Source organism: Pseudomonas allokribbensis, from assembly GCF_014863605.1.
Lineage (GTDB): Bacteria > Pseudomonadota > Gammaproteobacteria > Pseudomonadales > Pseudomonadaceae > Aquipseudomonas > Aquipseudomonas allokribbensis.
In genome coordinates this window covers 3,290,313-3,302,861 of record NZ_CP062252.1, presented here as the reverse complement: position 1 = coordinate 3,302,861, position 12,549 = coordinate 3,290,313, and the positions used below count along the sequence as shown (strand labels likewise).

At 53.0% G+C, this 12,549-nt stretch carries 12 protein-coding genes and 1 pseudogene; 9 read left to right on the top strand and 4 right to left on the bottom strand.

Features of this window, described 5'->3' with window-relative positions:
• Positions 1-376: 376 nt before the first annotated feature.
• From IF199_RS15005 to IF199_RS30595, 8 genes are all read left to right on the top strand, one after another.
• Positions 377-910 (top strand): CS1 type fimbrial major subunit, encoded by a 534-nt coding sequence (locus tag IF199_RS15005; RefSeq protein WP_192557909.1) that lies wholly within the window; start codon positions 377-379, stop codon positions 908-910.
• Between the two features lie 82 nt (positions 911-992).
• Entirely contained in the window at positions 993-3,254 is a 2,262-nt protein-coding gene (locus tag IF199_RS15000) for a TcfC E-set like domain-containing protein (protein ID WP_192557908.1), read from the top strand.
• Positions 3,255-3,279: 25 nt separating this feature from the next.
• Complete coding sequence (locus IF199_RS14995; protein ID WP_192557907.1) at positions 3,280-3,948, top strand: pilus assembly protein; 669 nt, start codon at positions 3,280-3,282, stop codon at positions 3,946-3,948.
• Positions 3,948-4,430: a hypothetical protein gene (locus tag IF199_RS14990; RefSeq protein ID WP_192557906.1), complete on the top strand. Its 483-nt coding sequence runs from the start codon at positions 3,948-3,950 to the stop codon at positions 4,428-4,430. Before IF199_RS14995 ends, IF199_RS14990 begins: the two co-directional genes overlap by 1 nt.
• 107 nt (positions 4,431-4,537) lie before the next feature.
• The gene (locus IF199_RS14985; RefSeq protein WP_192557905.1) at positions 4,538-5,563 is read left to right on the top strand and encodes a hypothetical protein; all 1,026 of its coding nucleotides are present in this window, start codon (positions 4,538-4,540) and stop codon (positions 5,561-5,563) included.
• Between the two features lie 13 nt (positions 5,564-5,576).
• Positions 5,577-6,122 (top strand): hypothetical protein, encoded by a 546-nt coding sequence (locus IF199_RS14980; RefSeq protein WP_192557904.1) that lies wholly within the window; start codon positions 5,577-5,579, stop codon positions 6,120-6,122.
• Between the two features lie 38 nt (positions 6,123-6,160).
• Positions 6,161-6,805 (top strand): hypothetical protein, encoded by a 645-nt coding sequence (locus IF199_RS14975; protein WP_208491895.1) that lies wholly within the window; start codon positions 6,161-6,163, stop codon positions 6,803-6,805.
• Between the two features lie 260 nt (positions 6,806-7,065).
• On the top strand, positions 7,066-7,560 hold the full coding sequence (locus IF199_RS30595; RefSeq protein ID WP_425220321.1) for a DUF3757 domain-containing protein: 495 nt from the start codon (positions 7,066-7,068) through the stop codon (positions 7,558-7,560).
• 193 nt (positions 7,561-7,753) lie between these two features.
• Here IF199_RS30595 and IF199_RS14965 read toward each other — a convergent pair whose 3' ends face one another.
• Together IF199_RS14965 and IF199_RS14960 are read right to left on the bottom strand one after the other, a co-directional pair.
• Entirely contained in the window at positions 7,754-7,936 is a 183-nt protein-coding gene (locus IF199_RS14965) for a carbon storage regulator (RefSeq protein WP_192557901.1), read from the bottom strand.
• 231 nt (positions 7,937-8,167) lie between these two features.
• A pseudogene (locus IF199_RS14960) lies at positions 8,168-8,458 on the bottom strand (site-specific integrase); the annotation flags it as partial.
• Positions 8,459-9,720: 1,262 nt separating this feature from the next.
• On the opposite strand from IF199_RS14960, the gene IF199_RS30385 reads away from it, so the two are divergent.
• A complete protein-coding gene (locus IF199_RS30385; protein WP_244142386.1) occupies positions 9,721-10,200 on the top strand; it encodes a hypothetical protein in 480 nt (159 codons plus the stop codon).
• On the opposite strand, the gene IF199_RS14950 is transcribed toward IF199_RS30385, so the two are convergent.
• Together IF199_RS14950 and IF199_RS14945 are read right to left on the bottom strand one after the other, a co-directional pair.
• Positions 10,151-10,957 carry a copper chaperone gene (locus IF199_RS14950; RefSeq protein WP_192557900.1) on the bottom strand — a complete coding sequence of 269 codons (807 nt, stop codon included), beginning with the start codon at positions 10,955-10,957 and terminating at the stop codon, positions 10,151-10,153. The genes IF199_RS30385 and IF199_RS14950 overlap by 50 nt on opposite strands.
• A 2-nt stretch (positions 10,958-10,959) precedes the next feature.
• Positions 10,960-12,453, bottom strand: a complete 1,494-nt coding sequence (locus IF199_RS14945; protein ID WP_192557899.1) for a tyrosinase family protein — start codon at positions 12,451-12,453, stop codon at positions 10,960-10,962.
• Between the last annotated feature and the right edge of the window lie 96 nt (positions 12,454-12,549).

Sequence of the window (12,549 nt, the reverse complement as noted above, 5' to 3'; positions counted from 1 at the left end):
CTGCGGGCGCTTCCCCTGACATGCTGTTGAGGGGCGGCGGCCAAAGTTGATCCTGATCAATAAAACGGTCCGATGCTATCGAATAAAAATGGCTAACTGCCGCAGTACTCAAACAAACGGTAGATCAAGTAGCCTCATTCCTTACATGGATTTATAAAGCTACAAAGATGAAAGGGGGGTAACGAGGCCAGATCAATTGGCTGTAGGATTCATACCTATTATTTGTAGGATTTATCTGATGTGTTGATGAGATAGGGCTGATTTTTCGTACTGGAGATATGGGTTTTAATCTCTTCCGTGGAAAACAAGAGCCCACGCTAAAACATCCTGCTTCTTTATGGGAAGCAGCAACACACAGATAGATAGAGTTAAATAAATGAAAATCAGCCAACTGATTCTAGCCCTGGGAATGGGTAGTGTACTTGCCGGTACGGTCGTTGCCGCACCATTGCCTGCCGATACTGTTTCCAAGAAGATCACCCTGACGGCCCAGATCAACGATGCCATCTTCATTTCCAAGCCGGATGGCTCGACCTGGTACGGCACCGAGGAACTGGACGCGGATGACTACAAGCAGAAGCAATTCACCAAGACCTTGCCGGTTCGTATCTGGACCAAGAACGCGGATTTCAACGCCTCTCTGGCTCAGCCACTGAAAATGTCTAATGGCAGCTACGAGATGGTCAATGCCAAGGTATCCCTGGGTAGCGCCCAAGGTGAAAAGGCACTCTCTTTCGATACTGCTCAGAAGATTACTCAGGTAGTCAGCACCGGCGATGGCTACGACGAAGTTCATGATCTGAAAATCAGCGTCGATGCTCCAACCATGGTCGGCGCTCTGAGCACCAACGGTAGTTACAGCGGTGATCTGGTGATGCTGTTCGAGCCCGTCGCGGCTGCGAAACCGTAATTTTGTAATCAACTCTGTACGGTGGAGCCTCGACTCGTTCGAGGCTTCCTCTCAAAGGTTTTCTCTCTGAAAGAAAAATAGCATGTTCGCTTATCGGCCCCCGTTTCGACTAAATAAGCTTTGGTTAGTTGCTTTTCTTACTGTTTCATTTCAGGCGGAAGCGAAAGTCAAAGTATCTTACGGTGTGCCAGAAGGCTTTAGCGCAGCCGAAATGGATAATAGTGCAAAATACATGGCTACCTTTAATGGAAGGACGCTGCCCGGTTTTACCAGCTACTCTCCAGAGGACGGTACGCTGGTATTTGATGCCGTCGGATATGAAGAGAACGGAGTGTCCCGGCAGGATATAGATATTATCCGTGACCTATTTTCAAAAGTTGACTACAAGCGCTGCCACAATGGATGTGATCTGAAGCTGGGGGAGTACTACGTTACTATTGATAAGTTACGACGCTCGCTCGTTATCCGCGACTCGAATAATGACTATCTGGAGCCCACCACCACGTGGGGGCTGGTCAACAATCAGACAGTGGACCTGCGCGCTTCTTCCGAAAGCTACCGCGCCATGAACCTGGCCGGTAATACCTGGCTGGGTATGCCTTCGCGTAGTTTTGGTTACATGAACTGGCATGCCAGCCGTACCCAAACGCGCGATAACACTAGTCGCAGTCAGGGGGTGTCGTCCTATTACCTTCAGAAAAACTTCGCGAGTACCTATTTGCGGACGGGCAAGCAGAACAGTATCGACTACGCCTCAGGCTCGGTCAGCACACTGCTTTCACCCAGTTTCGACCAATTTGTCACCCTCGGCAGCCAGGCCCATCTGAATGCGAGCCGCAATGCGGGTTCTCTTATTCTGTATTCCACGTCCGAAGGCAATTATGAGTTCTATCGCAACGGTCGTCTGATCCTCAAGCGCCCGGCGTCCCTGGGCCGCAACGAGATCAGTTTCGTTGACCTGCCCGGCGGCTATTACCCGGTCGAGGTCCGTCTCGTCGACCGCAACGGTAACCTGGTGAACCAGGAGAACCGTGAAATCAACAACGTTAACTTCGGTTCCGGTAGCGGCAATGCATGGAGTGTGACTGCCGGTAAAGAGATGGAAGAAGGAGGAGGCCAACTGCTCCAGGGCTCGATGAGCCGCAATATGCGTCAATTCTATTTGAATGCATCGGCTGTCAGTGGTGGTCAGGGCAGTTGGGCGAGCGAGGTTAACGTCACGCGTCCGAGCAAACTCGGGAGCATCGATGTCACCCCGACGCTGGGTCTGTTGAGCGGCGAACGCACGACTGGCGGTTACCTAAACCTGTCAATGTCCGACGACAAGCTGGGTAGCCTCATGCTGAGTCGCTACCAGAACAACAACGTGTCCCGCTTCTATTGGGGGACTCCTAGTAGCAGTGTTTCCTATAGCCGGAACGTGGCAGGTACCACCCTGGCTTACAACTACCAGAAGTACAACCGAGGAGAATCGCAACAAGCCGAAGTACGCTGGAACTATCGCCCCAACGGATTGTGGTCGACGTTCTCGGTCGGTATTCAGAAAGACGGCTATACACAGGCCAAGGGTGACTACGGCGTGTATTTCAACATGAGCTGGATGCTGGATAATGCTCAGGCAAGCTTCAGCGCAGCGCACAACCGTGGGCAATCCCAATTGAGCGGCGATTACCGCAAGGATTTCCAGGACAGTTTCGGTACCACGACAAGCGGGGTGACGGTCAGCCGTATCGACCAGCGTAACAACGTCAACCTCTACGGCAGCCGCTCCGGCACGCGAGGAGACACGTCCCTCAATCTGGGTCATAGCGACACCGCCAGTAACCTCGACATGAACTACCGCGGCATGCTGGCTGCCAGCTCCGACGGGATCGCTCTGGGTCGTTACAGTAATAGCGGCAGCGCCATGCTGCTCAAAACACCGGATATTCCGGGGACCAAATACGGCTTCAACGTCGAGGGAAATCCAGTGGCGGGTAACAGTACCTACGCGGTCCCGCTCAACAGCTACAGCGACGTTAGCTTTGCAAGGGTACTGAGCAGCAGTGAAGACATGGACATGAATATCGAGGTGCCGGCGAACATCGTCCGCGCTCATCCTGGCCAAGTGTATGCAGCAGAGGCCAAGGTCGACATCAACATGATTTACAGCGGCTTTTTGGTGGATGCCAGTGGCCGTCCGATTGGTGGAACGATTCTGGAAACCGGCGACATCGCCCATCCCAACGGTCTGTTCTCGATATTCAGCAAGGCAGTGCTTGCTCAGATCACCGTTGATCAAATGGGGCGCCGCTACAGCTGTGACCTGAGAAGCGCCACCGGCAGCTATTACCACTGCCTGTAATCGATCATCCGAATAGGAACGAACCATGAAATTGCGAACTTCCCTGCCAATGCTGCTCGGCTTGCTGCTCCTGGCCTGCGGGCCGGCACAGGCCGAGGGCGAGCTGATGGTGATGCCTGCTACCACACGGGTTTTCAACAACCATGAGCAGAACGTCACCGTGAAAAACATGGGAGACGCACCGCTGTATCTCTCCATATCCCTGCAGAAGGTTATGAATCCGGGCTTGACACCGGAAACGAAGGTAGCTTTGGGTCAACTAGAACGCCCCGGCATGCTGGCCAGCCCGGAAAGACTGACACTGGGGCCGGGTCAGAGCCGTAAGGTCGGCCTCAAGTCGCTGTTCGAACCGGAGGCTGAAGAGCTGTACCGCCTGTATATCGTGCCGGTCAGGTCGCTGAAGGTGAACGATGCACCCAAGGACAAGATCACCGCACCGATGTCGGTGGCTATCGGCTACGGCGTGTTGGTCCGACATATGCCGGCCCCGGACAAGCAGCGCAGCGGCTGGAGCCATGGCTGTAACGCTGGTGGAATCACCTTGACCAACACCGGTAACGTGCGCCATGTGCTGTCGGACGTCGGGAAAACCGGAGAGACCGTGGCCTTGTTCCCCGGTATCTCTCAGCACTTCGCCGGAAAGACTTTGAGCCTGCGCGACAAGGACCAGGCCCGGACCCTGGATTGCCCCTGATGAAACGCACGACCGGATCTTTGTTGGGGCTATTGCTGGCCTTTTTCGCCACGCAGGGCATGGCGGCGGGTGTACTCAAGCTCTCGCGTACTGAACTGAAGCTGGAGCCCGGTAAGCCGGCACACTCTCTGTATGTCGAAAATACCGGAGATACGCCACTGTATCTGAAGGTTGAACAGGAGCTCCTGCTCAACCCGGCGCAGACTCCCGAACGACTGGTGCCAATCCGGGAGGTAGAGCGACCGGGTTTGTTGGTAACACCTGATCGGTTGGTGCTGGCACCAGGGCAGAAACAGCGCATGGTGCTCAAAGAAATAGAGGTGCCTGGTCGAACCCTGGTATGGCGGGTGACTTTTCGTCCAAGGGAGCGTTTGCATATCGAGACAGAGGCTCTATCCGCGCCCCTGATCGTCAGCGTTGGTTATGGTGTGGTGATTTATCAGGTCAGCCATGGTGATTCAGAGGTTGAGTTTCATAACTAAATGTCCCCACCCCACTCCCTGCTGCTACGTGCTGTTTAATTTTTTTTGTTAAATATGTCTCGCTTTTAGGGTATGAGATAAAGGACACGAAAGAAATGTGAGGTTATATGTTTTTATTTTGTGGGGTTGTTAGATTTTTTGAGTTTTTAATAAGAGCTTTTTCGGGGGTTAAGCTGCTGGCGGGTGTGGTTGTTTTCATGCTCCCGGGCCAAGGAAATGCAAATTCATATGACTTAGTGCTGAGCAATCTCAGCAACTCCTACTCAGGTTGTTATTATCGTGACAATGGAAATGGAACCAGTAGTGTATTTACAGTGATTGATTATAAGCCTTCTTATGGGCATACGGGAGGTTTAACGTTCCGCTCCAGGGGGATATTGGTTTATTCCTATGACAAGAATGGTAAGCTGAGAAGTACTTCAACGCCAGCAACCAACGTTAGCATTAATGGGGTTAGGCATACAGATACATTTGTAGGTAATGATTATTTTATTTTTTTTGGGCGTTCTTCTGCAGACTGGATCAGTAGCAACGCATTTTCTGCGTCGGTCACAGCCACTGTTCGCAATGACTTGATTTCTGATTGGCCTGCGGTCGCTATCCGAGCAGGAAACTTTACCAATGGCCCTGATGTTGCAGAAATCAAAGGTGTTGCCTATATATCCAGGTATGGAGCTAATGATGGTACTTGCCAAGTAGTTGTCGAACCTGGAATGCCTCCGCCACCCGATATCAGTATCAGCGTGTCTGCACCAGATTGGAATTTAGGTGATTTACAGCGAGGTGTATCTGATACCCAGTTGAGCCGTACGGATCAGACGCTTTGCTTTAGCTACAATCCAGCAGTGGGGCAAGGGCAAAAATTTATCATCGGCGCCAGCAGTGCCAATGGAGTGGTGAATAACCGCTATAGACTCCAGCACCTATCGGAGAGCTCCCAGGTGGTGCCCTACAGCCTGATGCTGGACAGCGGTAGTACGCGTATTCAGCTACCCGGTAACAGTAACGCAATGACCTTGGATACGAGTGGCCGTACCTGTTTTGTGCCCACCTTCACGACCGAAGTGGGCAAGACAGTGAAAGCAGGCGACTACAGCGACGTGCTGACTTTCACTGTCATTACGAAGTCTTAGGAGGCTCGGCTAAATGAAAAGACTCACCTTCATGTACCTGTTCCTGGCACTGGGAATATTACCGTCGTTGGCGCCGGCTACAGTGATACTCAAAGGCAAGACCAGCAGCAAGGTGACGGCTCATGTCATTCGCCCCAACAACCTGTTTGTGACCGACGATAAAGGTGGCTGGTTCGAACAGGGGCTGGAAATGCAGCAGCTCGGCGGTTGGGATACCCCTTACGAGGTGGGCGCACGGCTGCGGGTGGTATCGAGCAGTGGTCTGTTCCAGGTGCGGCTGGACGAACCCTTGCAGATACGCAACCAGGCAAACCCGACACTGGTGTTCCGCACGCCGACAGTCCGACTCGGGGTGGAGGGTGGGGACCTGAAGCCTCTTTTAGTCGGTCAGGGCACTGAGTTTAAAAATCCGGCACCGCCCTCGGAAGGAGATGACTCTGTGGGTTACTACGGGCTGGCGATATCGGCCTATCCTCCCGAAGGCAACTTCAAGGACACCACGGGAATCTACAGCGGCGTCCTGTCGCTGACCTTCGAACCGGTGGTGAAAATGCCCTGAGTGATGCCCATTCAAATACCCTTTCAGGAGGAATGAACATGCGCCTATCCGCTTATTCCGCTTTGCTTCTACTGGCCTGCGTGGCCATTCCTGCGCCGGCTTTTGCGCTGATCGACATTTCACCAAAGGAAATCGTCGTCCACGATAAACCGACTACTGTCCGAATCATTAATAAAGGGGAGCGTCCAGAGTACGTCTCCATCAACCTGTCGCGCCTGCTCAACCCCGGGGTGGAGGTGGCTAGTGAAAAGCTGGAGCCTATTACGCTGGTGAGCAAACCAGCTCTTTACGCTTTTCCTTTCCGTATCACGTTGGCTCCCGGACAAAGCAAGACCATTACCCTGAAGCCGCTCGAAAAAGTTGAGCGGGAGCAGGTCTACCGTCTGGACGTTACGCCCGTCATCAGCCTGAAGGAAACGGAGCATCGGGCGACGTCCGGCAACGTGTTGATCAACCTCAGCTTCAGCGGGCTGGTCCGCCAACTACCGGGCGCCGAAAAATCCCAATTGGCTGTAACTTGCGAAGGCTCAGGAGCTCGCCTGACTGCCAGCGGAAATGTGCGGTACGCCGTAAAGGGAGTCAAGGTGGATGGCTCTACAGTGGATCCCTTCAATGTTTACCCAGGGGAGCCGAAGCTGTTGAAAGGAAAGTCGATTTCAATTCCTGGTCAGTCTTCCTGCTAAGTAAGTTTCCGATGTGATGAACAGTCTTGCAGTCTGAACGAGCCAACGCATCATGTGTTGTGGAAGCCGCTAGCAAGGCTCAGCGGCTCCTTGGTTTACGAGTATCCAGGCATGCCAGAGATACATCAGGGCAGTCACCTTTAGACGGCTTATCTTCGTAGGAATTGGCGCGTTAATTTTAGGATAAATATCGAGCAACTTAAGAGTTATCTCGGATACTGAGTTCATTCCAGCTGATATATAACCCGCTTCTAACATTTATGAGGAAAGTAGAGGTGATTAGATTGATACGTTGGGGTTTACTGTGTTCACAATTATTTGTATTTGCGCATGCTGCTGCACCTGATAGTAAATATTTCGATATTCCAGCCTGGCCGGGAAGCCAAGAGTCATGCCCTTCACCACGAGACATCAAGAACAGGGTGGGGATTTTCACGTCACCCGCTAAAAGTGACGGCGCTGAGTGGGTGGGTGTATTAGTTGACGGCGCGATGGAAAGCGTTACGAATTTCAAGAAGGGATTATTTGTGTTGACTCACGAAGGCGTCGATAGCAGTGGCTTTTTAAGCAGTTGCATCTACGCTACATCGGGTGGTAGATATCTGAATATGCGACTTGATCTAGGTGAAAATTACAAGCAGGTCATGTGGGTTGGACGGTCATTGTCATGGAGAGAATCCCGGGGTTTTTCATCGCCCGCGATCCTCGAGTGCACTGATAAGATTACAGCTGCATGCAGTTTTTTCTTGAGGTGATGTAGCGTTTACATTTACGCATCCATGAGAGAGCTGCGATCACACGAGCTTGGCGGGTTTGGGCCTTCTGGAATACGTCGATTTGCTGCTGGACCACCTCAGTGCGGTGGTCCCCTTATCACTTCGCGGATCTGCATTACCATTGAGCTAAGTTTGTCGCGGTCAGGACCGACGTTAGTAACGGTTATTTCGCTCACTTGGGGTTATTGCCTTGCTTGTCCGCATTTTGCAGATAGAGCTCCGCTCGATAGATTTTGACGTGATTCGGAGCCTCGATCCCTAGAGTCACCTGTTTGCCAATAGCCTCAAGCACCGTGATTTTAATTTCGTCGTCAATGCGTATGGTTTTACCGGCTTTCTGGGTGAACTTCAGCATGGTGTCTCTCCTTGGCTTGGGGAGCTGGTTTGAGTGTGAGAGCTAATTCTCCACATACGTTCAACGCCAAAGATCTAGGAGTGATCTCAATTTTCTTCTGATCTATCTGATTTGTTCCCGGCCTTGCTGTTCAGCAGACTTTTTATTTCTAACTCCCCGAGAGGGAGGAGCCTGGTCGCCCTGATAGTAGAGTTTGAATCTAGCGACGAAATGAACATCGCCAAGGAGTTCTACCTTTGGCATTCCTAGCCCCACATGCCGATCCGACAGCCCACCACGACCTTTGTGTGTGGCAATCAGCGGCGTTTTTTCCTGCGGTGAGGGCAGGGGGGAGATCTGTAGGAAATGGCGATACCTCACGAGATAGCGCTCGACGTACTCGTCTCTCACGCTGATCTTGGCAGCTTTGTTGCCTTTACCGACGACGTGGAACCACCAGTTGCCCGTTGTATCCCGCCGCAAATCCCCCATGGTTGGCCGCCAATTGTCGCGGCCAATCAAATCAGATACACGGAGGTACAATATCCGGGTCTGACAGTTATCGGATATTGCAAAATAGGATTTGGAAGGAGGGCGTCAAAACAGGCCGACTGTTAACTCAACTAAATAGATGTTTAGTTGAGCTATAATTTTTTGCTATTTAGAATGCATGTATTAATTACAAAATAAATCGCAATGTCATGACTGGTATTAGTCGCAGAGTGATCTATGCATGAATAATCGTTGGCAGGCCTTACTCCAGCGGTGCTTTCAAAATATCCGTCCACCCAGCACAACGCATGAGCATAGTGAACTCTCTAATGTTGGATAGGAGTCAACCGACTATGAGCGAGCCCAAGCATTGGACTGTCAGATGCCAAGATACCGCAGATGGAACTGGCGACGTCATCGTCGATTTACCACCGGAACTGCTTGTTACATTAGGCTTAAGCTTGGGGGGACGAACTGACTATCGAGGTGCTAGATAGAGCAATAGTCCTTACGCCCAAAGCGTAATATTCAGCGTGGGCTTTCGTTATCGAGCAGGCTCTAGAGAAATAGGTGTCCGAGCCCAAGTTGAGCGCGGTAGATTTCACACAGCAAAGCATTCTGTGAACACAACATGATCAGCGGGCGTCGGTAGTTCCACGTGTGGCAAACCTTGAAATCGGGGCACCAGTTTCAAACTGAACACTGCAGATTTCGCACAGCGCCGTGTTTGCAGGCGCATCTGTGACGCACAGTATGCTACTGACCTGACCGTATGACTGCAGCGGGTTCGCATCGTCAGGCTCGCGAATGGCAGAAATTTATGCGCAGCGAGGGCTGGAAGTAAAATTTGAACTCGGAGAAGAATTTTTGCAGTCTGTAAATTAGCTCCGTGTGTTTTCACATGGACAGCGATGACGCTTCCATTGCAACGTGCGTACAAACATTCCGTTTTTTAAATGTTCCGCTCACAATTCCAGTTTTCAAATATCAAACGTTTTTGATTCCGGCTTTCAAATGTTTTCTGTGATAAGTCCCGTGCCAGAGCCGTTGCGAAAAATGCCCACCAATATTCGGTTTTGAAATGTCAAAAGGGAAAAAAGATAGAAAATGCGATGTCACTGTGAAAAGAGGGGCTAAAGTGTTGTTTTTCAGGGGTTCCATTTTTTAGTCGTGGAAAATCCGGTTTTTTGATGGTGCTCACAGGAGATTGAAATCGGGTGTGCAACCGGGCCGATCTCGTAACATCTTGTTACGTGTAATGTATATTATGTTAAATGATATGTCTGGGAGGAACTTTACCAGGCCCGCCTTATGTGGCTCCTGACAAAAAAAGTGATGCGTTCACGAAACTTCAGCGTGAGACATTCAGATCGCCTTCAAGCTCATGGGCAATCGCTGTGGCCGCTCTTTCTGCTGAGGCCAACTCATGGAATAACCCCTGCGACGAAAGCGGATCGAAAGCGAGTACCGAATCGCCCTGCGACCGGTGGCATCCACCACTACCCGAGCCCGGTATTGCTGCCCTGCCCGATCATCTCTCACATACCATTGCGCGTCTTCGCGCAGAACCTGATCACGACCGGCCACGGCCGAGAAGACCACGCCAACATCAGAAGGCCTGGCTGTCGTATACCAAAGCGGAACTGGAGGTTTACGGGACTCTGGCGCTGGCGACCGTCAAGGAGTTTGTCACCCCCGAACTGCACAAGCGCCTGGTGCCGCTGTTTTTGGCCAGCGGACTGGTCAAGGATGTGGACGGGAATTTGCAGGTGCAGCCGCCAGCCGCTGCCTGATGGTCTTCCAACGAGGCGCAAGACCGCGACGGATTGCGCCCGTCACCTGAGAAAACGCTGGACCGTTAGCACTTGCGCGCTCATAGGCGATCAGAACGGCACCGCCCAGCATGACCGGCAAATGGGCGTAAGGCAGGCAAAGCGGAATCAACATCAGCGCCCAGCACGTCGTGACGCACCAGAACCCGTGTGTTACGCCAAAGCACAACGGATCGACCAGCGCAGCCATGCCAAAAACGGAGAGCCTGGGCTGTTGATGGCAACGCGCAAGACAGCGTGAACGCATGACACTCAATTGCCAGATAAGCCACCCAACCACCGCCATGACCCCGGCCGCAAGCTCTGAATCCGTGAGCGAAACCAGCAGCAGTGCGATGACAAAAAGCAACGCACAGGCCGCCAGCCACACACACAAATAGCCCAGCAGGAACAGCACGATGGCTCGCCAGCGATGGCGCGACAGCGAGCGAAACCACAGGTGCAGCGCAGGCCCCGCCAAGGCGGGCGTCATCATCGCCACCAACATCAAGGTCACGCCAGCCGCAAACGCGGCGAGGTCCAGGGTTGAGTAATAAAAATGCAGATAGCTCAGGCTCTCGGCGAACACCGGGCCGGGATTGGAACGGCACAGAAGCATCAGTTCGGCGTGGACGTTGTCACTGAGGGCAATGACGCTGAATGCGACGAGGCTGATACTCCATAACGTGCAAGCAAGCGGGTCAAGGCCTGCTTCTCGAAGCCGTGCCGACACGGACATCGTCAGGTCGACTGACGATAGATGCTGACCCGTTTGATCGATATCCCGCGCGCGTCATTGACCGGCACGATCAATACCGGCAAGGCATTCAGATTGGCCTCGCCTGTCAGATGAAGCCGGTCAATCGTATCGGTGATCTCGATCACCTTGCTCAGGCCCGATCCGCCATGGGGCTTGGCAATGTTGGTCGACTCGCTGATACCGAACAACGACACAACGCCTGCTCGGTTCTCCGGGTGATCAGCGGCAACGGCGCCTTCGGCCAAACCGACATATACATCGAAAATGGCCGCGTCGTTTTCCCCCGTGATGTTCTCCAGATTGAGAAATACGCGATCAGGTTCCGGGCTCGCGCGCAGCGCGAACGTGGACAGTTTGAAGCTGTCGGTGAGCTTGCGGACGGTGGGTTTATCGGTCCTCACAACGGTGGCCGAGGGATCGCTCCCCAGGGTAATCGCCTTGCTGTTTGCACCGAGCAGTTCAACCGTGGGCTTTTTGGGCATGGTTTCGACCTCCAGACCGTCAGTGATGCCGGGGACGTCCATGAGCGTTTTCAACAATACCAACCGAAGGTTCAGGCGCTGCTGACCACTCAGCGGATCGGAAATGTCCTCATACAAATAGTTGAGCCCGGGCGCCTTCGTGTCCAGCATATCTTTTGGGGCAAATTCCTTTCGACTGCCATCCGCTTGTGGCATCACAAAGCGCCGCTTGCCGCTCGGCCCATCGAGCCATGACTTGAGCACCGGGTTCCTGAAGTTCGAATTTCGGTTGAGCCACACCTCCCATAGCCGATCAATGTTGGCGTGATGCAGCCAGAAAATCGGATCGAGCCCGGCTGTTATCGGCATGGACATCAAGCCCAGGTTATGCCAGTCCCGGGGGTCCGTTCCGGTGAGGTAACCGCCAACAAGACCATGCACCGGATCATGTGGCCCCTGTTCAAGCAAGCCTTCATTCGGGCGCTCTGCGTTGTGCTGGAACGGTGTACGCACACCGCCGAACCCGGGAGAGCCATTTCGAACTCCTTCGAAATCGGGATCGCTCAAGGCTGCCTTCAGATCGACATCCTCCTTTCGGATGACCACCACGCCATCCCCACGGCCAAAACGCCGAGGCTCAAACAGTGGGTTGTCGCCACCATCGGGCCAGGAATTCGTCGCGAAGGCTTGCGGCAGCAGTCGCGGATTGGCGACCGCCGTGTCGTTGTAATTCCAATAGGGCAATGCCCAGTCGTCCGGTGCATCCGGCAACGTGTGTATCGCGGCTCGCACAATCGATTCGTAAGCCGACAGATAACCCCGGTGCCACGGAAAGAAATACCAATTATGGTGCTGGCACTGATTCCGATCCTGATCGAGGTATTCCGACGTGTCCGGTTCATGCTCATCCGGTGCCAACCACCCGAACTGGCGCCAGACCACCTCTTCAATGCCATGAATCGCCGCCAGGTATTTCCAACTGGTGATGTCATCAAACGGGCGCGACTTCAGCACTTTGACTCCGCGGGCATACCACAGTAGTTCTGGAGCCCACGGTTGTTGCAGGCTCCAGACATTGCGTCGTATAAAAGTCACTGATCGGACCTCCCT